The 19,777-nt window shown below is 73.4% G+C and carries 21 protein-coding genes; 9 read left to right on the top strand and 12 right to left on the bottom strand.

The window, feature by feature from the left end; translation table 11 throughout:
* Window positions 1-70: 70 nt before the first annotated feature.
* Window positions 71-700 carry a DsbA family protein gene (locus AC5L35_RS01595; RefSeq protein ID WP_495057687.1) on the bottom strand — a complete coding sequence of 210 codons (630 nt, stop codon included), beginning with the start codon at window positions 698-700 and terminating at the stop codon, window positions 71-73.
* On the opposite strand from AC5L35_RS01595, the gene nhaA reads away from it, so the two are divergent.
* A complete protein-coding gene (gene nhaA, locus AC5L35_RS01590; protein ID WP_495057686.1) occupies window positions 642-1,979 on the top strand; it encodes a Na+/H+ antiporter NhaA in 1,338 nt (445 codons plus the stop codon). The two genes, AC5L35_RS01595 and nhaA, sit on opposite strands and share 59 nt — an antisense overlap.
* A 137-nt stretch (window positions 1,980-2,116) precedes the next feature.
* On the opposite strand, the gene AC5L35_RS01585 is transcribed toward nhaA, so the two are convergent.
* From AC5L35_RS01585 to AC5L35_RS01575, 3 genes are all read right to left on the bottom strand, one after another.
* Window positions 2,117-3,502: a DNA polymerase IV gene (locus AC5L35_RS01585; RefSeq protein ID WP_495057685.1), complete on the bottom strand. Its 1,386-nt coding sequence runs from the start codon at window positions 3,500-3,502 to the stop codon at window positions 2,117-2,119.
* A gap of 68 nt (window positions 3,503-3,570) precedes the next feature.
* Window positions 3,571-4,275 carry a 4'-phosphopantetheinyl transferase family protein gene (locus AC5L35_RS01580; RefSeq protein ID WP_495057684.1) on the bottom strand — a complete coding sequence of 235 codons (705 nt, stop codon included), beginning with the start codon at window positions 4,273-4,275 and terminating at the stop codon, window positions 3,571-3,573.
* A gap of 147 nt (window positions 4,276-4,422) precedes the next feature.
* Window positions 4,423-4,656, bottom strand: coding sequence for a hypothetical protein (locus tag AC5L35_RS01575; protein ID WP_495057683.1), 234 nt, complete (start codon window positions 4,654-4,656; stop codon window positions 4,423-4,425).
* A 212-nt stretch (window positions 4,657-4,868) separates the two neighbouring features.
* Between AC5L35_RS01575 and AC5L35_RS01570 the strand changes: the two genes are divergently transcribed.
* Together AC5L35_RS01570 and AC5L35_RS01565 are read left to right on the top strand one after the other, a co-directional pair.
* On the top strand, window positions 4,869-6,002 hold the full coding sequence (locus tag AC5L35_RS01570) for an NAD(P)/FAD-dependent oxidoreductase (RefSeq protein ID WP_495057682.1): 1,134 nt from the start codon (window positions 4,869-4,871) through the stop codon (window positions 6,000-6,002).
* Between the two features lie 40 nt (window positions 6,003-6,042).
* A complete protein-coding gene (locus AC5L35_RS01565) occupies window positions 6,043-7,230 on the top strand; it encodes a cytochrome P450 family protein (protein WP_495057681.1) in 1,188 nt (395 codons plus the stop codon).
* A gap of 88 nt (window positions 7,231-7,318) precedes the next feature.
* Here AC5L35_RS01565 and AC5L35_RS01560 read toward each other — a convergent pair whose 3' ends face one another.
* Window positions 7,319-7,963, bottom strand: coding sequence for a CoA transferase subunit B (locus tag AC5L35_RS01560; protein ID WP_495057680.1), 645 nt, complete (start codon window positions 7,961-7,963; stop codon window positions 7,319-7,321).
* The gene (locus AC5L35_RS01555) at window positions 7,960-8,724 is read right to left on the bottom strand and encodes a CoA transferase subunit A (RefSeq protein ID WP_495058067.1); all 765 of its coding nucleotides are present in this window, start codon (window positions 8,722-8,724) and stop codon (window positions 7,960-7,962) included. The genes AC5L35_RS01560 and AC5L35_RS01555 overlap by 4 nt, the downstream gene beginning before the upstream one ends.
* Window positions 8,725-8,904: 180 nt before the next feature.
* On the opposite strand from AC5L35_RS01555, the gene pcaB reads away from it, so the two are divergent.
* The 4 genes from pcaB to AC5L35_RS01535 all read left to right on the top strand — a co-directional run bounded on the left by pcaB (window position 8,905) and on the right by AC5L35_RS01535 (window position 13,471).
* Window positions 8,905-10,032 (top strand): 3-carboxy-cis,cis-muconate cycloisomerase, encoded by a 1,128-nt coding sequence (pcaB, locus tag AC5L35_RS01550; RefSeq protein WP_495057679.1) that lies wholly within the window; start codon window positions 8,905-8,907, stop codon window positions 10,030-10,032.
* Between the two features lie 115 nt (window positions 10,033-10,147).
* Window positions 10,148-10,909, top strand: coding sequence for an IclR family transcriptional regulator domain-containing protein (locus AC5L35_RS01545; protein ID WP_495057678.1), 762 nt, complete (start codon window positions 10,148-10,150; stop codon window positions 10,907-10,909).
* A gap of 85 nt (window positions 10,910-10,994) precedes the next feature.
* Window positions 10,995-12,131, top strand: coding sequence for an LLM class flavin-dependent oxidoreductase (locus tag AC5L35_RS01540; protein ID WP_495057677.1), 1,137 nt, complete (start codon window positions 10,995-10,997; stop codon window positions 12,129-12,131).
* On the top strand, window positions 12,128-13,471 hold the full coding sequence (locus AC5L35_RS01535; protein ID WP_495057676.1) for an NtaA/DmoA family FMN-dependent monooxygenase: 1,344 nt from the start codon (window positions 12,128-12,130) through the stop codon (window positions 13,469-13,471). The genes AC5L35_RS01540 and AC5L35_RS01535 overlap by 4 nt, the downstream gene beginning before the upstream one ends.
* Window positions 13,472-13,544: 73 nt before the next feature.
* On the opposite strand, the gene AC5L35_RS01530 is transcribed toward AC5L35_RS01535, so the two are convergent.
* Together AC5L35_RS01530 and AC5L35_RS01525 are read right to left on the bottom strand one after the other, a co-directional pair.
* Window positions 13,545-13,922, bottom strand: a complete 378-nt coding sequence (locus AC5L35_RS01530) for a DUF488 domain-containing protein (protein ID WP_495057675.1) — start codon at window positions 13,920-13,922, stop codon at window positions 13,545-13,547.
* Entirely contained in the window at window positions 13,919-15,130 is a 1,212-nt protein-coding gene (locus AC5L35_RS01525; protein WP_495057674.1) for a cupin domain-containing protein, read from the bottom strand. Before AC5L35_RS01525 ends, AC5L35_RS01530 begins: the two co-directional genes overlap by 4 nt.
* Window positions 15,131-15,357: 227 nt before the next feature.
* On the opposite strand from AC5L35_RS01525, the gene AC5L35_RS01520 reads away from it, so the two are divergent.
* Together AC5L35_RS01520 and crcB are read left to right on the top strand one after the other, a co-directional pair.
* Complete coding sequence (locus tag AC5L35_RS01520; RefSeq protein ID WP_495057673.1) at window positions 15,358-15,846, top strand: fluoride efflux transporter FluC; 489 nt, start codon at window positions 15,358-15,360, stop codon at window positions 15,844-15,846.
* A complete protein-coding gene (gene crcB / locus AC5L35_RS01515) occupies window positions 15,843-16,217 on the top strand; it encodes a fluoride efflux transporter CrcB (RefSeq protein ID WP_495057672.1) in 375 nt (124 codons plus the stop codon). Before AC5L35_RS01520 ends, crcB begins: the two co-directional genes overlap by 4 nt.
* Before the next feature lie 18 nt (window positions 16,218-16,235).
* Here crcB and AC5L35_RS01510 read toward each other — a convergent pair whose 3' ends face one another.
* The 4 genes from AC5L35_RS01510 to AC5L35_RS01495 are packed head-to-tail and all read right to left on the bottom strand — an operon-like array spanning window position 16,236 to window position 19,676.
* Complete coding sequence (locus tag AC5L35_RS01510; protein ID WP_495057671.1) at window positions 16,236-16,856, bottom strand: response regulator transcription factor; 621 nt, start codon at window positions 16,854-16,856, stop codon at window positions 16,236-16,238.
* On the bottom strand, window positions 16,853-17,959 hold the full coding sequence (locus tag AC5L35_RS01505) for a sensor histidine kinase (protein ID WP_495057670.1): 1,107 nt from the start codon (window positions 17,957-17,959) through the stop codon (window positions 16,853-16,855). Before AC5L35_RS01505 ends, AC5L35_RS01510 begins: the two co-directional genes overlap by 4 nt.
* Window positions 17,956-18,735 carry an ABC transporter permease gene (locus AC5L35_RS01500; protein ID WP_495057669.1) on the bottom strand — a complete coding sequence of 260 codons (780 nt, stop codon included), beginning with the start codon at window positions 18,733-18,735 and terminating at the stop codon, window positions 17,956-17,958. The genes AC5L35_RS01505 and AC5L35_RS01500 overlap by 4 nt, the downstream gene beginning before the upstream one ends.
* Window positions 18,732-19,676, bottom strand: coding sequence for an ABC transporter ATP-binding protein (locus AC5L35_RS01495; RefSeq protein WP_495057668.1), 945 nt, complete (start codon window positions 19,674-19,676; stop codon window positions 18,732-18,734). Before AC5L35_RS01495 ends, AC5L35_RS01500 begins: the two co-directional genes overlap by 4 nt.
* Window positions 19,677-19,777 lie beyond the last annotated feature (101 nt).

Below are 19,777 nucleotides of genomic sequence, written 5' to 3'. Positions count from 1 at the left end.
TCATGCCGCGCGAGACTCTCTTCCGCGATCATCACGCGCTACCCGAACGGGCCCGGTCCGGCGGGCCGTCTCAGGGGTCGAGTGCCTCGATCAGGTCCCTGACGGTGACGGCTCCCTGGTACTGCTCACCGTTGACGAAAAGGGTCGGAGTACCGCGCACGCCGCTGCGTACCCCGGAGTTGAAGTCGGCCTCCACCCGTTCCTCGACGAACTGGGTGGCGGGCCACACCACCTTCTCCGGCGGCACGCCGATCTCCTCGGCGTAGCGGCGCAGGTCCTCCTGCCGCAGCTGAGGCTCGTCGCCCGAGAAGAGCCGGTCGTGCATCGGCCAGAACCGGCCCTTGAGGGCAGCGGCCTCCGCCGCGACCGCGGCCGACAGCGCATAGGGATGCAGCTCGGCCAGCGGGAAATGGCGGAATGCGAAGACGAGACGAGTGCCGAGATGCTTGCGCACCTCCTCGATCACCGGGGCGGCCTTACGGCAGTACGGACATTCGAAATCGCCGTACTCGACGAGCGAGAGCTCTGCTCCGAGTACGCCCTGCAGATGGTCGTAGGTCCCTATCCGGGGGTCGAGAGCGATCGTGACCTCCAGTGACGTCTGACGAAGTGCTGGTTCCCAGGATGGCAGGATTCCCCGCGTGGCCGTAACGACCCTAACCGAGCGCGGCGAGCTGAGTCGCGCCGCGCGGTCCTTCATGCGGACCGAGTCCGGCTCGGCGGTCCTTCTGCTCGCCGCCGCGGTGATCGCATTGGTCTGGGCCAACGTCGGGGGTTACGAGGCGTTCTGGCACACGCCGCTCTCGTTCGCGGTCGGCTCCATCGACCTGACCCTCGACCTTCGCCACTGGGTCAACGACGGCCTCATGGTGCTGTTCTTCCTCAGCGTCGGCCTGGAGATCTCGCGCGAGACCGTGCTCGGCGAGCTGCGGGGTGTCCGGGCGCTCGCCACCCCGGCGGTGGCCGCCATCGGCGGACTGCTGGTCCCGGCCGGGATCTTCCTGCTGTTCAACGCGGGTGGACCGGCCGCGGGCGCGTGGGGCATCCCGATCTCGACCGACACGGCGATCGTCATCGGCATGCTCGCGCTGATCGGGCCGCGCTGCCCGGACCAGCTCCGGGTGTTCCTGCTCGCGCTCGCGATCGTCGACGACATCGGCGCCGTGATCGCGATCGCGATCTTCTACACCCATGGGGTGAACTACACGGCGTTGCTCCTGGCCGTCGTGCTGTTCCTGGCGCTGCTGGGGCTGCGGTTCGTCAATTTCTGGCGCACGCCGATCTACGTGGTGATCGCCGTCGTGATGTGGGTGGCCGTGCTGGAGTCGGGTGTGCACCCGAGCGTGGTCGGCGTCGCGCTCGGCCTGCTCGTCAACGCCTACGCCCCACGGCCGCGCGACATCGCCAGGTTGCAGGTGCTGGGCGGCAGCTTCCTCGTCGACCCCAGCCCGGAACGAGCCCTCGCCGCCCGGGCCGCCGCGGCGGAGGCCGTGTCGCCGAACGAGCGGCTCCAGCTGCGCATCCAGCCGTGGAGCAGCTACGTGATCGTCCCGATCTTCGTGCTGGCCAACGCCGGTGTGGTGCTGTCGAGCGAGTCCATCGCCGCCGCGGTCACCTCACCGCTCTTCTGGGGCATCGTGGTGGGCCTGACGGTCGGCAAGCTGATCGGCGTCACGCTGGGCACCTGGGTGGCGCTGCGCACCGGGATCGGCCGGGTGCCCGACACGCTGCGGTGGGGCCAGATAGTGGGAGGCGCCGGGCTCGCCGGCATCGGGTTCACGGTGGCCCTGTTCATCACCGACCTCGCCCTGACCGACCCGGTCCTGGTGAACGACGCCAAGATCGGCATCCTCACCGGCTCCATCGTCGCGGGCGTCATCGGCTGGCTGATCTTCCGGCTGGCGGGGGAGCGCGGTGGCCAGTGCGCCCCGACCGGGCTCCCGGTGCTGCCGCCCCGCCCGTGGCGCCCGCCGGTGTAGCTGGACCCCCCGAACCGGGCGACTCGCGCACGCGAGTCGCCCGTTCTGTGCCCGCGAGTCGCCCGGTTCCTGCCCGCGAGTCGCCCGTTCCGTGCGCGTGTTGCTGGTTCCGGCGGGTGGGGGTGCGCCGGGTTCGGTCAGTACAGGCTGCCCAGTGGGTCGGCCCGGGCGAGGTCGGGGTCGGCGGCGGCGAAGGTGCGCGCCCGGCCCGGGCCGGTGCTGCGGGTCTCGAACCGGACGGTGACGCGGCCGTGCCCAGCCCCCTGCACCCAGCCGTGGCCGTGCTCGGGGTGGCGCACGTCGTCGCCCGGGCGCCACGCCTGGCTCATCGCGTCCGCCGGGGACGGGTCCGGGAGCGGACCCGGATCATCGGGTGCGAGGACGGCAGGGCCTACCGGGGCCGAGACGGTGTGGCTCGGGCCGGGCTCGGGTTCGGGCGGGGCAGCGTCGGCGTCGAACCGGACCGCTTCGAACAGCGCGGGAGGTGGGTCGTCGATGAGCCCGGCCAGCGACACCCCGATCAGCCGGACCCCGCCCTCGGGTACCGCGGCCCTGGCCAGCCGCTGGGCGACCGCGGTGAGGGTGGGGAGGTCGGTGCTACCGCTGCCGGCGGTCTCGGAGCGGCTCGACGTGGTGAAGTCGGCGCTGCGCACCTTGACCGTGACGGTGCGGGCGGCGCGCCCCGACTCCACGAGCCGCCGGTGCGCAGCCTGCGTCATCCGGGCGACGGCGTCGTGCACGGCGGTCATCGCGGTGAGGTCGGTGTCGAAGGTGGTCTCGGCGCTCACCTGCTTCGCCGCTCCCCTCGGAGCGACGGGCCGGTCGTCGATGCCGCGGGCGAGCCTGTGCAGTTCCATCCCGATCGCGGTGCCCAGCAGGCCCGTGAGCTCGCGGAGGTCCATGGCGGCCAGCTCACCGATGGTGCGCACGCCGAGCCTGTGCAGGCCGGCCTCGGCCACCGGTCCCACGCCCCACAGGGCGCGCACCGGGAGCGGTGCGAGCACCGCCTGCTCGTCGTCGGGTGCCACTACCCGCAGCCCGTCGGGCTTGGCGAGCTCGGACGCGATCTTGGCGAGCTGTTTGCCCGATCCGGCGCCGACGGAGGCGGCGAGCCCGGTGGCGGTGTGGACCGCCGCCCGCAGTTGCGTGCCGAACCGCTCGACCTCGGCCGCCGATGCGCCCGCGAGCGCCGGCGGCTCCAGGAACGCCTCGTCCACCGAGACCGGCTCGAGCACCGGCGCGGCGTCGGCGAGGACGCTCATCACCCGCTCGCTGAGCGCCTGGTAGAGCACGAACCGGGCGGGCAGCACCACGGCGTGCGGACAGAGCCTGCGGGCCTGGCCCATCGGCATGGCCGAGCGTGCCCCGAACACCCGTGCCTGGTAGCTGGCCCCGGCCACCACGGCACGCGGACCGAGCCCGCCCACCAGCACCGGACGCTCGCGCAGCGTGGGACGGGTGAGCTGCTCGGCAGAGGCGAAGAACGCGTCCATGTCGAGGTGCAGCACCCAGCGCGCGCCCACGGCGCCATCATCCCCCGAGCCCCCGACAGTCTCGCTGCGGCCGGTCTCGTGCGGCGCCGGGGCCGGTGTCAGCCCACGCCGGCGCGCAGCAACGCGTTGCCGTCGGCCTCGACCACCTGCGACGGCGCCGCGCCGAGCCCGGCCACCGCGGCCGGGTACCCGTCGGCGGGGGTCAGGTCCCGGAGCCACACCGGCTCGGACGGTGCGCCGTCACCGGTCCACTCCCGCACCCCTGACGGCCCCAGCGTGATCGCCGTCATCGGGCTGGACAGGCCGCTGCCGGTGGCCTTGAGCAGCGCTTCCTTGCGCGTCCACAGCGTGAAGAAGGACGACGGGTCGGACACCGACTCGGCCGGTGAGCAGACGTGCCCGGCCATCGAGGGCAGTTCGGTGAGGTCCCGGATCTGCTCGACGTCGAGACCGACCGGGCCACCCGGGTGCACGGCCACGCCGACGAGGTCGCCGGAATGGGTGAGCGAGAACCCCGGGCCCCCGGGAAGAACGGGTTTGCCGTGCTGTTTCCCGCACTGGCAGGTGCGGTCGAACTCGAGATCCACGGCGGGACGACCCACGGCGTCGGCCAGCACGATCCGGGCGAGCGCGTGGGCGGCGACGTAGCGGGCGCGGTCGGCAGGCATCCGGAAGCGTTCCAGTCGGCCCCGCTCGTGCGGGTCGAGGAGCGCGACCAGGCCGGGTGCTGACTCCGGCGCCACCGGCGCCGCCCACCAGACGGTGGTGCCTCGGGTTCCGGAGTCGCTGCGCGCGATGGTCACGCTGCCATCGTCACACGCGGCCGGGCCGGGCCGGGGGTAACGAGCGCGACATGGACACCCGGCGCCGCCCGCGTCGCGGCGGACGTGTCCAGGTGGGCGGGGGTACCGCCGACCTCGTGGACGCGAGGCCGGCGGTACCGGAGCGGATCAACCGGTGCGACGCACAGGGTTGATCCGGCGGCCCTGCGCCGCACGGGCGCGGCCCGAGGAGCCGGGATGCACGGCTCCGTTCTGGGCCTGCTTGCCCGAGCGGCCGCGACGGGCCGCGCGGTTGGCCGGCAGCGATGCGGCCGGGTCGAGAACCGGACCGCCGCCGACGATGTCGGTGGTGTCGCCGAGGACGGTGCCGTCGGCGACGGTGGACAGCAACGGATCACGCACGAGTGCCTCCTGCAGGTGGGACGAAGCCGGCACAGCAACAGCAACAGCTGGACCGAGACAGGCCGGCCGGGTGGCTGGGACGGGCGGAGCCGGACGAGGGTCCGGGCCGCGGTGCCGCGCGAGGCGGTCGTCACTACAGGCGCATGAGAGGAACTGTAGGAGGAATCGGACACCGGCGCCACGGGTTTTCGGGCCGCACTACCGTCGGATTCATGACCAGCTCAGCGGACGTCGTCGTGATCGGTGGGGGCATCGCGGGCGCGTCGGTCGCCTACGAGCTCTCCGCCACCCGCTCGGTGGTCCTGCTCGAGGCGGAGACCGCGCTCGCCCGGCACTCCACGGCCCGCTCGGCGGCCACGTACATCCCCGGGCACGGCACGCGGCCCGTCCGGGCGCTCATCGTGGCCAGCGGGCCCCGGTTCGCCCGGCTCGCCGCTGAGCTGGACGCGCCACCGCTGCTGACGCCGCGCGCCGTCGTGCACGTCGCGGTGGACGCGGCAGGCGAAGCGGCGCTCGCCACGCTGCTCGCGGAGCAGGCGGGGGAGCCCGGTGCCCCGGTGGCGCTCGACCCCGCGGAGGCGGAGCGCCGGTGCCCGATGCTCCTGCCGGGCCTGGTGCGGGCCGCGGCGGTGGTGGAAGGCGCGGCCGACGTCGACACCGAGGCGCTGCACCAGGCCTACGTGCGCGGGCTGCGCCGCCGCGGCGGCACGGTGCGGGCCGCCGCCCGGGTGACGGCGATCGAGCGCAGCGGGAGCGGCTGGCGCGTGCAGGCCGGAACCGACGACCCGATCGACGCGGCCGACGTCGTCGACGCCGCGGGTGCGTGGGCCGACGTCGTGGCCGGCCTCGCCGGCGTGCCGCTCGTGGGGCTCGTCCCGCTGCGGCGCACGATCGCGGTGGTGCGCGTGCCCGACCAGTCCCGGCTGCGGGTGCCGGACGGTCGCGTGCCGATGGTCCGCGAGGCCGCCGAGCGCTTCTACTTCAAGCCGGAGGGCGACGGGTTGCTCGTGAGCCCTGCCGACGAGACGCCGGTCGAGCCGTACGACGCCCGGCCCGACGAGCTCGACGTGGCGACGGCGCTGGAACGCGTCGAGGCGGTCACCGGGCTCGGGCTGCGCTCGGTGCGCACCAGTTGGGCCGGGCTGCGCTCGTTCGTGCCCGACCGGCGTCCCGTGGTCGGGGCCTGGCCCGAGCACCCGGGCTTCTGGTTCTGCGCCGGACAGGGCGGTTCCGGTATCGAGTCCGCTCCGGCGCTGTCGGCCTTCGCCGCGGCGGTCGTCACCGGGGAGCCGGTGCCCACGGACGTGTCCGTCGATCCGGCGACGTTCTCCCCGAGTCGCCTGTAAGCTCCTGCTTACATCCGTTTGGGACGGCTGAAGGAGAACGTTGACCTCCACCCTCGAGCTCTTCGAAGGCGCCTTCTGGCGCGACCCGTACCCGGCATACGGCACCTTGCGGACCGACGAGCCGGTGATCCGGCTGGAGCGTCCGGAGGGCACGGTGTGGATGCTCTCCCGCTACGCCGACGTGCGGGCCGCGCTCGCCGACCCCCGGCTGGTCAAGGACTGGCGCTACACGCTGCCGCCGGAGGAGCGGGCCGCGGCTCCCGTGTCGCCCATGCCGATGATGCTGCTGATGGACCCGCCGGACCACACCCGGCTGCGCAAGCTGGTGTCGCGCTCGTTCACGCTGCGCCGGATGGAGGGGCTGCGCCCCCGCGTCGAGCAGATCGCGGGCGAGCTCCTCGACGCCCTGCCGCCCACCGGCCGGGTCGACATCATGGCCGACTACGCGTTCCTGCTGCCGGTGCTGGTGATCTGCGAGCTCCTCGGCGTGCCGGCCGAGGACCGCGACGACTTCGCTGCCTGGTCCAACACGATGGTGGACGAGTCCACGCGCGACGAGTCGAACGCCGCTTCGGGGAAGCTCTTCGAGTACCTCTCCCAGCTCATCGCGGAGAAGCGCGCGCACCCCGACGACGCCCTGATCAGCGGGTTGATCGAGGTGGCCGAGGACGGCGACCGGCTTTCCGAGGGCGAGCTCATCGGGATGGCGATGTTGCTGCTCATCGCCGGGCACGAGACCACCGTCAACCTGATCGGCAACGGGCTGCTCGCCCTGCTCACCCACCCCGAGCAGCTCGCTCTCCTGCGGGACCGCCCCGACCTGTTGCCCTCGGCCGTCGAGGAGTTCCTGCGCTGGGACTCCCCGGTGCACAGCACCCCGCTGCGGGTCGCCGCCGAGGACGTCGAGTACTCCGGGGTGACGATCCCGGCCAGGTCGGTCGTCACGCTCTCGCTCGCTGCGGCGAACCGCGACCCTGCCCGTTTCGACGGCGCAGAGGAGCTGCGTGTCGACCGCGACCCGGCGGGCCACGTCGCGTTCGGCCACGGGCTGCACCACTGCCTCGGCGCGCAGCTGGCGCGCATCGAGGGGCAGGAGGCGATCGGGCTGCTGCTCGCGCGCCGCCCGGAGCTGGCGCTGGCCATCGACCCGCAGGAGCTGCTGTACCGGCACAGCACGCTGATCCGCGGGCTCCGGACCCTCCCGGTGGAGCTCGGCCCGTCCGCCTGACCGAGCGCTCCCCGGCACGGCGAGGGGTGGCCGTGCCGGGGAGCGCCCGTGGGGCGGGGTCCCGCAGCGCTGCGGTCCCATGGATCGATCAGCGCGGCGCCGGGCCGTCGTGCAGGGGAGCGCCGGTGGCTGCGCGCACCTCGTCCGCGGTGACGCCGGGCGCGGTCTCGACCAGCGTGAGCCCGTCGTCCGTCACGTCGATCACGGCGAGGTCGGTGATGATCCGGTCGACGCAGGCGGCGCCGGTGAGCGGGAGAGTGCACTCCGGCACGATCTTGGGTGAGCCGTCGCGCGCGGTGTGCTCCATCATCACGATCACCCGCCGGGCACCGTGGACGAGGTCCATGGCCCCGCCCATGCCCTTGATCATCTTGCCGGGCACGGCCCAGTTGGCGAGGTCGCCACGGGCGCTGACCTGCATCGCGCCCAGCACGGCGACGTCGACGTGGCCGCCCCGGATCATGCCGAAGCTCGCGGCGGAGTCGAAGTAGGACGCCCCCGGCAGCACGGTGACGGTCTCCTTGCCCGCGTTGATGAGGTCGGGGTCCACCTCGTCGTCGGTCGGGTAGGGGCCGACGCCGAGGATGCCGTTCTCGGAGTGCAGCACGACCGTGCGTCCCGTCGGGATGAAGCCGGGCACGAGCGTCGGCATGCCGATCCCGAGGTTGACGTAGGAGCCGTCGGGAAGCTCGGTGGCCACTCGCGCGGCGAGCTGGTCACGGGTGAGGCTCATGCTGTCTCCACGTTCGGGGCGCGCACCGTCCGGATCTCGACGGGCTTGTCGGCGTCGGGCACGTGCACCACCCGCTGCACCTGGATGCCCGGGGTGTGCACGGCGTCGGGGTCGATCTCCCCGGGTTCGACGAGGTGCTCCACCTGCGCGATGGTGATCCGGCCGGCCGCGGCGCAGGCCGGGTTGAAGTTGCGGGAGCTGCGCCGGTACACGAGGTTGCCGTGCCGGTCGCCCTTCCAGGCGTGCACGAGGGCGAAGTCGGGGACGATCGCCTCCTCCAGCACGTAGGAGCGGCCGCCGAACTCGCGGACCTCCTTGCGGGGCGAGCGCACGGCCACCCCGCCGTCGGCGTCGTGGCGCCACGGCAGGCCACCGTCGGCGACCTGGGTGCCGACGCCTGCGGGGGTGAAGAACGCGGGGATGCCCGCGCCACCCGCCCGCAGCCGCTCGGCGAGCGTGCCCTGCGGCGTGAGCTCCAGTTCGATCTCCCCGGCCAGGTACTGGCGGGCGAACTCCTTGTTGTTGCCGACGTAGGAGCCGATCGTGCGGCGGATCCGGCCGGCGGCGAGCAGCGTGCCCAGCCCGAACCCGTCGATGCCGAGGTTGTTGCTGATCGTCTCCAGGTCGGTGGCGCCCTGTTCCAGCAGCGCCGCGATCAACGCCGCGGGGACGCCGGACATCCCGAACCCGCCCACCGCGAGCGACGCGCCGTCGGGGACGTCGGTCACCGCCTCGGCCGCGGTCGCGACCACCTTGTCCATCACGGGGCTCGACACTACGACGGCGTGCGCGCAACGCACAACCGTTCGCAGAGCGAACACGATCGGTGTCCGGCCGAGTTCAGGAAAGCCACTTTCCTGCCCGGAGAGGGCGGCAAAGTGGCTTTCCTGAACCTGGGTGGGTACCCACGCTGCTCCGCGCGGCCCGTACGGTTCCGCCTCATGTCCAGTGCGCTGTTCGACCCGGTGTTCGGGGCCGACCGGGTGGCGGCCCGGCTCGACGACGCCTCCTGGGTGGCGGCGCTCGTCGCCGTCGAGGTGGCGTTGTCCCGCGCCGCGGCCGAGCACGGGATCGTCCCCGCGGCCGACGCTGCCCGCATCGCGGCGGTGGCGGGCGACCTGCGGATCGACCCCGCGGAGCTGGGGCGGGCGGCCGTGGAGGGCGGAAACCCGGTGATCCCGCTGGTCAGGTTGCTGCGGGAGGCCGCGGGGGAGGCCGGTCGGTCCGTGCACCCCGGCGCCACGAGCCAGGACGTCATGGACACCGCCGCCGTGCTCCTCACCGGGTGGGCGGGCGAGATCGTGCTCGACGACCTGCGCGGCGCCGCCGACGCCGCCGCGGCGCTGGCTGCCGCGCACCGGAGCACCCCGATGATCGCGCGCACGCTGGGGCAGCAGGCCCTGCCCACGACGTTCGGCCTCGTCGCGGCGGGCTGGTGCGCCGGGCTGGACCGGGCCAGGGCCGGGCTCGTTCGTCTCCTCTCCTCGTTGCCCGTCCAGCTCGGCGGGGCTGCCGGCACGCTGGCGGCACTGCACCCGCACGGCCCTGCCGTGGCGGCGTCGCTCGCCGCGAGCCTCGGGCTCTCCGACACCCCGCCGTGGCACACCGAGCGCACCCGGATCGGCGAGCTGGCGGGCGCCCTGGCCGTGGCCGCAGGCGCCTGCGCGAAGCCGGCCACGGACGTCGTCCTGCTCGCCGGGACGGAGCTCGGCGAGGTGTCCGAGGCCGCGCCGGGCGACTCGTCGTCGATGCCGCACAAGCGCAACCCGATCGCCGCGATCACGGCGAGGGGAGCGGCGCGCCGCGCTCCCGGCCTCGCCGCGGTGCTGCTCGCCGCTGCCGACCACGAGCACCAGCGCGCGGCGGGAGCCTGGCACGCCGAGTGGCAGACGCTCGGCGAGCTCCTGCGGGCCACCGGCGGCGCCGCGGCCCGGCTGCGGACCTGCCTGGACGGCCTGGTGGTCCACCCGGACCGGATGGCCGCGAACCTCGCGCTCACCAGCGGGACGAGCCCCTCACCCGGCCACGCCGCCGACCTGGTGGACCGGTTGCTCGCGGACCGGCCGTGACTGCCGCGAGTCGCCCGAAATGCGTGCGCGAGTCGCCCGGTTCACGGGCGCGAGTCGCCCGTCCCATGGCGACGCCACTGCCGCCCTCCGCCCCGAACGGGACGGTGGCGCCGCGGTGACCGAACACGTCCGCTCGCTCGCCAGGGGCCTCGCCGTCATCCGGGCCTTCGACGCCGACCACCCCGAGCAGACCCTGAGCGAGGTCGCGCGCCGCACCGCGCTGCCGCGCGCCGCCACCCGGCGCTTCCTGCACACCCTCACCGAGCTCGGCTACGTCCGCTCCGACGGACGGATCTTCGCGCTCACCCCGCGGGTGCTGGAGCTGGGCTACTCCTACCTCTCCAGCCTGTCGCTGCCCGAGATCGCCGCGCCGCACCTGGAGGTGCTGGTCCGGGAGGTGCAGGAGTCGGCGTCGGTCTCGGTGCTCGACGGCGGCGACGTCGTCTACGTCGCCCGGGTGCCCACCTCGCGGATCATGACCGTGGCCATCACGATCGGCACCCGGCTGCCGGCCTACGTCACGTCGATGGGCCGGGTGCTGCTGGCGGCCCTCCCGCCCGAGGAGCGGGCGGCCCGGCTGGCGACGCTGCGCCCGCTGCCCCTGACGGAACGCACCCTCACCGACCCGGCGGCGCTCGCCCGCGAGCTCGACGCGGTCCGCGAGGCCGGATTCTGCGTGGTGGACCAGGAGCTGGAGCTGGGACTGCGCTCGATCTCCGTCCCGGTGCGCGGGACGGGCGGTGCCGTAGTGGCCGCGGCGAACGTCAGCACGAGGGCGGGCTCGCGGGACGTCGTGCGTGAGGTCCTTCCCGCGCTCCGGGCGTGCGCGTCGGCCATCGAGGCCGACATCACCGCGGGCGACCGGACCCCGCGCTGACACCTCCGCCCCGCCGGGGGAATGCCCCGGCGGCGGCACCGGGTTCGAACGAGGAACGGCCGACACGAGCCACCGGAGGGCACTGATGGGGCGCAGTACGTACCTGGCGGTGGAGGTGTCGGGAGCGGGGCGGCACCCGGCGGCGTGGCGGCGGGCCGACGCGCAACCGGAAGCCCTGCTCACAGCGTCGTACCACGTCGGGCTGGCGCAGCTCGCCGCCCGGGCGGGCGCCGACTTCCTCGCCGTGCCCGACTCCTTCGCCCCACCGTCGGCCGACCCGGACCTGGTGCCCCTGCGCCTGGACGCGGTGGCGATCGCCGCGCGGGTGGCGCCGGTCGTCCCCGGAGTCGGGCTGGTGCCCACGGTGACCGTCACCCACACCGAGCCGTTCCACGTCTCCAAGGCCATCGCCACCCTCGACCTGGTGTCCTCCGGTCGCGCCGGCTGGGAGCCCGTCGTCTCGCGGACGCCGGCGGAGGCTGAGCTGTTCGGCCGCAAGCAGGCGGCACCGCCAGCCGAGCTGTGGCGCGAGGCCGCCGAGGTCGTCGAGGTCGTGGTGGCGCTGTGGGACTCCTGGGAGGACGACGCCGTGATCCGCGACGTCGCCACCGGCCGTTACGTCGACCGCGACAAGCTGCACCACATCGACTTCACCGGTGAGTTCTTCTCGGTGAAGGGCCCGTCGATCACGCCGCGCAGCCCGCAGGCCCACCCGCTGGTCGTGGTGCGCGGTGACGAACCGGAGGCAGTCGCCGTGGCCGCGGCCCGGGCCGACGTGGTCCGCATCGCCGCCGCGGACCTCGCGGCGGCCCACACCGCGCGGGAGCGGGTGCGCGCGGCGGTGGCCGCGGCGGGCCGTGACCCGGACGCGGTCGCCGTGCTGCTCGACGTGGAGGTGCTGCTGGGCGCGGATGCCGGGAGCGCCCGCCGCGAGCTGGACGCGCTCGACGCCGACCGCGAGCTCGCCCCGTCCTCGGTGCGGGTCGTCGGCCCGGCGGACGCGCTGGTCGACGTGATCGCGGAGGCCGTGGCGGGCGGCGCCGCCGACGGTGTCACCGCCGTGCCGCTCGCGCTGCCGAGTGGGGTGCAGGCGATCGCCGCCGACGTGGCTCCCCGCCTTGCCGACCGCGGCCTGCGGACCCCGCTCGCGTCCGGCGCCACGCTGCGCGACCGCTTCGGCCTCACCCGGCCGGCGAACCGGTTCGAGGGGGCGCGCGCGTGACCGCCAAGAAGCAGATCCACCTGGCCGCGCACTTCCCGGGCGTCAACAACACCACCGTCTGGAGCGACCCGGAGTCCGGCAGCCAGACCGACTTCGCCTCGTTCGTGCACTTCGCGCAGACCGCCGAACGGGGCCTGTTCGACTTCCTGTTCCTCGCCGAGGGGCTGCGGCTGCGCGAGCACCGCGGCCGGATCCACGACCTCGACGTGGTGGGACGGCCCGACACGCTCACCGTGCTGAACGCGATCGCCGCCGTCACCACGCACCTGGGCCTCGGCGGCACGCTCAACACCACGTTCAACGAGCCCTACGAGCTGGCGAAGCAACTGGCGTCGCTCGACCATCTCTCCGGTGGCCGGGCCGCGTGGAACCTCGTGACCAGCTCGGACGCGTTCACCGGCGAGAACTTCCGGCGCGGCGGGTTCCTGGCGCCCGAACAGCGCTACGACCGTGCGCAGGAGATCCTCGACGCGACCCGCGAGCTGTGGCTGTCGTGGGCGGACGACGCGGTGGTGGCCGACCGGGAGCGCGGCGTCTTCGTGCGCGACGATGCGGTGCCGGTCGTCGAGCACCGGGGTGAGCAGTTCTCGTTCTCCGGACGGTTCTCGCTGCCGCCGACGCCCCAGGGGCACCCGGTGCTGATCCAGTCCGGCGACTCCGACGCGGGCCGCGAGTTCGGGGCCCGCACCGCCGACGCGATCTTCTCCCGGCACGGCACGCTGGAGGCGGGCCAGGCCTTCTACCGCGACCTCAAGGGCAGGCTCCCGCGCTACGGACGTGCCGAGCGGGACGTCACGATCCTGCCGGCCACCACGTTCGCGCTCGGCGACACCCCGCAGGACGCGGAGGAGGGGGCCGACCGGGTCCGGCGCTCCCAGGTGAGCCCACAGACCGCGATCGCGTTCCTCGAACAGGTGTGGGGCCGCGACCTGTCGGCGTACGACCCCGACGGCCCGCTGCCCGACGTCGACCCGGACCCGGACGGCACGTCGATCACGCGCGGCCGGGTGCGCCACGAGAAGGACCCGGCGGCCGTGGCCCGGCAGTGGCGGGAGCTCGCCGAGGCGAAGGGCGGCCTGTCGATCAGGGAGCTGATCATCGAGACCACCGCGCGGCAGTCCTTCGTCGGCACCCCGCGGCAGGTGGCCGAGCAGATGGACACCTACGTGCAGGAGAACGCCTGCGACGGCTTCATCCTCATCCCGCACCTGGTGCCCGGCGGCCTCGACGAGTTCGTCGAGAAGGTGGTGCCGGAGCTGCAGGACCGGGGCAGCTTCCGCGCGGAGTACACCGGGCCGACCCTGCGCCACCACCTCGGCCTGGCCCGCCCCGGCGCCTGAGCCCACCGCGCACACCTGATGGCCACCGTGCACACGTCCTGCGGTGTGTGCGGTGGCCACGGGGTGTGCGCGGTCAGGACGAAGACCGTCGGCTCTCGAGGAGTTCGGCCAGGACCGCCGCCTCACTGATCGCGGGGTCCCTGCTCGCGGTCAGCAGCGTCAGGGTCCGGCCCTGCGCCAGCTCCGACAGGTGCACGAGGGCGGACCCCTGCTCGCCGCTCCCGAGCTCCTGCCGGTAACGACGGCCGAACTCGGTGAAGAGCTCCGGGTCGTGGCCGTACCACCGGCGCAGCTCGGTGGAGGGGGCGACGTGTTTGCACCACTCGTCGATCCGCGCTCTGGCCTTGCTCATGCCGCGTGGCCAGAGCCGGTCGACCAGCACGCGGAGGCCGTCCTGCTCGGTGACCGGCTCGTAGATGCGGCGCACCCGCACCGCACCGGCAGGCCTCACCGCAGCGGGGTGATGCCCTGTGTCTCGCGAGGGAAGGTCGCGAGCGTCTCCTCCGGGATGTTGAGGTGCGCCGACACGAGCGACGGCGGGACATGGGCGAGCCAGTTCGCGAGCGACACCTCCTCGTAATGGTCGCTGCGGAAGGTCTCGACATAGATCAGGACTTCGTCCCCGGTGTTCTCGACGTAGTGACCGAGGTTCCGGTGCACCAGGCCGACGTCACCTGCGCGGAAATCCGACGTGTTCGCGTGCGGTCCGGTGTTGAAGACCGTCATGCGGCCCTGCCCGCGCAGGAAGTACTGCCATTCGTCGGCGTTCGGGTGCCAGTGCAGTTCCCGCATCGAGCCCGGCTGGATGATGTTGAGTGCGGCCGCGACCGAACGCGAGGCGGGGAAGTTGGTGCTGTCGGCGACCTGGATGCTCCCGCCGCTGTTCCGGTACCGCGCCTCCGAGCGCGACAGGCGGAAGATCACGGCCTCCGTCGCACCCCACTCCACGCCCGCCGCCTCCTGGTCCGCCGCCAGATCTCCGGGTTCGTCGCCGGGGAAGATCCAGAGGTTGTGCAGCGGGATGTCCGTGAAGACGTCCTGGGCGACGCCGAAGTTCTTGGCGAGCACCTCAGGCGGGGTATGGGCGAACCAGTCGGTCAGCAGCAGCGTGTTGCTCTCGGACTGCTCACCGTCGTCGAACGCGAGGACGAACTCCGCCCCGTCGGGCCCGAGCCCCTGCAGCGAGTGCGGCAGGCCGGCCGGGAAGAACCACAGGTCGCCGGCCTCGACGTCGTCGACGCTCGGCCGGCCGGTGCGGCTCAGCGTGGTGATCCGGCAGCGTCCCTCGGTCATCAGGGCCCACTCGGCGGTCTGGTGCCAGTGGAGCTCCCGGATGCCGCCCGGCTCGAGGTACATGTTGACGCCGGCGATCTCGTCCGAGATCGCGAAGTCCGACTGGGTGAGCTCGCGCGCCCAGCCGCCCTTCTGCACGCGTCGAGGGGAGATGTTGAACGAGGACCAGAAGAACGGCTGCGTGCTGATGTCGGTGGCAGGCGCGTGCATGTGGTTCGGGAACTGGCTCTCGATGACCGGGTTCCGCGGGCCTTTCATGGTGGTGCTCGCCGGATGGTCGAGGGTGTTGATCTCACCCTCCGGCGGGAGGTCCGGATCGCCGAAGCTCGGTGTCTCGTGGTGCGGTGCAGGTGCGCGATGTTCCATGGTCTGTCTCCTCCGCGTTTCGACGGTGAGCGGCCCCCGGCCACAACCCCACTACGGCGGCCAATTCCTCGCTTGAGCCAAATGACTGGGTTCTGGGCGGGACGGAAATCTCCTGCGGAGCGGGAGTCGACGACGACGCGGCCGGCGTCGTCCGAGTCGGATGACGCTAGTTGCCGAACTCGCGCCCTGCGTACGGTCCGATCGACCCGGCATCCCGGAGGACCTGCATGCGCGACCATGAGGCGGACGGACCGGACGCAGCGATGACGCCGGCGACGGCGCCCGGCAGTTCGGCGGTCGCCGTGACCGCGACGGATCTCGTGCTCGTGCTCATCGGTGGAGCCGTCGGCACGACGGTCCGGGCGCTCCTGTCACTGGCCATCCCGAACGCCGGAGCGTTCCCCGCATCCACGTTCATCATCAACGTGAGCGGAGCTCTGCTCATGGGACTGCTGCTCGGGCTCCTCGCGAGCGACGCGGAGTCGACGGTTCGCCGCTCGCTCCGGTTGGCGCTCGGTACCGGGTTCCTCGGCGGGTACACCACCTACGGCATGTTCGCGGTCGGGACCGACGGTCTCATCGCGACCGACCGGTTCATCGTGTCGATCGGCTACAGCTTGCCGACGGTGGTCCTCGGCGTGCTCGCGGCACTCGCCGGTGGTGCCGTGGCCGGCCTGCTCCGCAGGCTCGCGGCGGACCGAGGGGGACGGCGATGACCGCGTGGCCGCTCTCCGCGACCGCGGTGGCCGGGGGAGTCGGCGCGGTCGCGCGGTATCTCCTGGACGCCGTCATCACCTCGCGGTTCCACGGCCGCATCCCGTACGGGACGCTGGTCATCAACCTCACGGGGTCGTTCCTGCTCGGCCTCGTGACCGGGCTCGCGATCACGCAGACCGCGGCGATCGAGGTGCGGATGATCCTCGGCACCGGGTTCCTCGGCGGATACACGACGTTCAGCACGGCGTGCTCGCAGACAGCCGACCTGGTCAGGCGGCGGCAGCCGGCGGCTGCGTCGGTCCACGCGTTCGGGATGCTCGGTGGCGCGCTCCTCACGGCGGCGTTCGGCCTGTGGCTGGGCGGGATGTGATCGCACTCGCCGGTCGGGCTACAGCCAACCCCGGTCGCGGGCCACCCGCGCGGCCTCGATCCGGTTGCGGACCCCGAGCTTCGTGATGGCCGTGGAGAGATAGTTGCGCACCGTGCCCTCGGCCAGGTGCAGCGTCGCGGCGATGTCGGTGTTGGGCAGTCCTTCGGCGGCGAGGCGGAGCACGTCGCGCTCGCGGTCGGTCATCGGGTCGGCGCCGTCCCACGCGGCGACGGCGAGCGCCGGGTCCACCACCCGCTGCCCGGCGTGCACCCGGCGGACCGTGTCGACGAGCTGGTCGACGGGCGCGTCCTTGAGCACGTACCCCGAGACACCGCTCTCCAGTGCCCGGCGCAGGTAGCCGGAGCGCGCGAAGGTCGTGACGATCACCAGCCGCGTGCGGGTCCGCCTCCGGTGCAGCTCCGCGGCCACGTCCAGGCCGCTCAGGCCGGGCATCTCGACGTCGGTGACCAGCACGTCCGGGTCGTGCTCCGCGACGGCGGCCAACGCCTCCGCACCGTCGGTTGCCGTGGCCACCACCTCGAGGTCCGGTTCGAGGGAGAGCAGCCGGGCGAAGGCGCCGAGCACCATGCCCTGGTCCTCCGCGAGCACCAGCCGGATCACGCTCGCACTCCCGGTCATGTGGCCACCGCCGCCGGGACGGTGACGGTGAGCGCGGTACCGCCACGGGCGCGGCGCTGCACCTCGCCGCCCAGCGCCGCGATCCGCTCGCGCATCCCGGTGAGCCCGTTGCCGTCCGGTGACTCGCCGCCCACCCCGTCGTCGGCGACCTCCAGCACCAGCCGTCCGTCGACACGGTGCAGCGTGACCGTGCAGTTCCGGGCACTGGCGTGGCGCACCACGTTGGTGACGCCCTCCCGCAGCGCCAGGCTCAGCGCGGTCTCGGCCGACGGGGTGAGCACCAGCCCGGGTTCGCGCGTGACCTCGAGCGTCACGCCCGCGGCGGTCAGTGCGCTGCGGGACACGGCCAGCTCGTCGTCGAGGTCGACCTGCCGCCAGCCGGACACGGTGGCCCGCACCTCGGTGAGCGCGGCGCGTGCGGCCTGCTCCACCTCCGCCATCTCGGCGATCCCGGCCTCGGCGTCGACGCGGGTGAGGCGCTGCGCGAGCTGGGAGCGCACGACGATGCCGGTGAGGGTCTGTCCGAGCAGGTCGTGCAGGTCGCGGGAGATCCGCTCCCGCTCCGACAGGGTGGCCAGGTGTTCCACTCTGGCGTTGTGGATGCGGTTCGCGCGGCCCTCTTCGATCTCCTCGATCGTGACGAGCCCGACGACCCAGACGAGCACGAGCGACGGCGCGAACGCCCAGAGGCGCCAGGGCATCGGGATCGAGGAGAGCAGCACCAGCACCACGACGAGCGCCGTGAGCCCGGCGAGCCACCACCGGGCGACCTGCCGCGTCCGGCCGCTCGCGGCGAATGCCGCGGCGTAGACGAAGAGCACACTCGCGCCCGAGTTGACCGGCGCCGCGAGCACGCCCAGCACGGTGGTCGCCACCGGTGCCCAGCGCCGGACCGGGGCGGAACCGCGGTGGGCGAGAACGTAGATCGGGAGGAACACGACGACGACGGCGAAGGCCACCGTCCACTGCAGCGGCCGGTTCCGGTCGTCGTACAGCGGTTGGAAGAGCAGCATCCCCAGCCAGACGAGGTGCCAGAGGGTGGACGCTCGCAGCGGTGCCTGCCCGCGGAATGTGGCCCCCGCGCTGCCGGGTTCCGCGGTCATACGCGGAGATTACGGTAGGCCCAGCCGGCCAGCACCGCACTGATCGCCGTGGTGAGCAGGAGCGCGAGCAGGTTGCCCAGCGCGTCGGCTCCGGTGAGCTGGGCCAGCGCGAGCTGGGCGACGTGGTAGGTCGGCAGGAACGGCGCGAGCGCCTGCACGAACCCCGGCATCATGTCCAGCGGGAACCACAGGCCCGACGCCACCACCATCGGCAGGTACACCGCGTTCAGCACGGCCGCCGTCGCGTTCGACGAGGCGACGAAGCCGACGGCGAGCCCGAGCAGCGTGAACGGCAGGCCGCCGAGCAACAGGACGCCCACGAGCCGCAGCCACGTGCCGAGATCCAGCACCGGTCCCGCCACGAGCAGCGAGACACCGCTGATCGCGAGCACGACGGCCAGCGCGTAGGGCAGCGCGGAGATCACCTTGGCCGCGATGGTCGTGCCGATCGGGGCGGCCGACACCTTCTTCACCCGCAGCCAGCCGCTCGTCCGGTCCTCGGCCACGGCCACGCCCGGGTTGAGCAGCATCACCGAGACGACGCCGAACGTCCCGAACGTGGCCAGCATGGTCGCGGCCGTCGGCAGCCCGGACGCGGACGGCTGGTTGCCGAACAGCGACGCGAACAGCGCGAAGAACATCACCGGGAAGAGCACCGAGAAGAACAGGGCGGTGGGCTCCCGCAGGATGGCCCGCACCCCGTCGGCCACCTCGACGCCCAGCACCCGCAGGCCCCGTACCAGCGGGGACGTCGGTCCCGTCTCGATCGCGGTCATGCCCGCACCTCCACCTTGTCGCCTGTCGTGTTGTCGTCTGTCGTGTTGGCGCGCCTCGTGGCGTCCCCGGTGAGCGCGAGCAGGGCCTGTTCCAGGCCCGCGCCCTCCACCCGCAGGTCGGTGAGCTGTTCGTCGAGCACCAGCCAGCTGCGCAGCACGTCCTCCGGCGCTGCCGTGGCCACGTGCACGCGGTCGCCGTCCGTGGTCACGGACAGCACGCCGGGCAGTGTCCGCAGCACGCTCCCCGCCACGCGGGTGCGGGCGACGATCGTGCGGTCGGGCAGGCGGGCGGTGAGCCCGGCCGGGGTGTCGGCGGCCACGACGTGCCCCCGGTGCAGCACCACCACCCGGTCGGCCACCGCGGCGGCCTCCTCCACGATGTGGGTGGTCAGCAGGATCCCCACGCCGGCGTCGCGGCGAGCGGCGATCGTCTGCCAGAACGCGCGCCGCGAGGTGATGTCCAGCCCGACGGTCGGCTCGTCGAGCAGGAGCAGGGCCGGGTCGCCGACCAGCGCCATCGCCAGCGCCACCCGCTGCTGCTGGCCCCCCGAGAGCTTCCCGGCCCGCCTGCGCTGCAGGTCGGTGATCCCGACCTCGGCGAGCACCGGTCCGGCGGCGGAGGCGGGCCGCCCGGCCCGCACCGCCGCGCCTCGCACGAGCTCGGCGACGGTGAGGGTGCGCGGGAAGCCCATCGACTGCTGGACCACGCCGAGGTGCCTCCGGGTCGCCGCCCGGCGGGGGTCCCCGCCACAGACGCGGGCCCGTCCCGTCTGCGGGGCCAGCAGTCCCGTGGCCAGCCCGACGAGCGTGGTCTTGCCGGCGCCGTTCGGGCCGAGGAGTGCCACGCATTCGCCGGCACGGACGGTCATGTCCACCGAGTCGAGGGCGGTGAGGGCGCCGTACCGGTGGTGGGCGCCGGTGATCTGCAGGACGTCGATCATGGTGGTGACGGTGCCGGGTTCCGGCCCGCCTCGGCAGTGGGCGCAGTCAGCGTCGCGGCCTGACAAAAGTCATGTTCGTGCGTGATCGCGAGGTTGTCGGG

Source organism: Pseudonocardia sp. OZ21 (assembly GCF_059359135.1).
The sequence above is the reverse complement of the archived record's forward strand: the minus strand, read 5'-3'. Positions and strand labels throughout refer to the sequence as shown.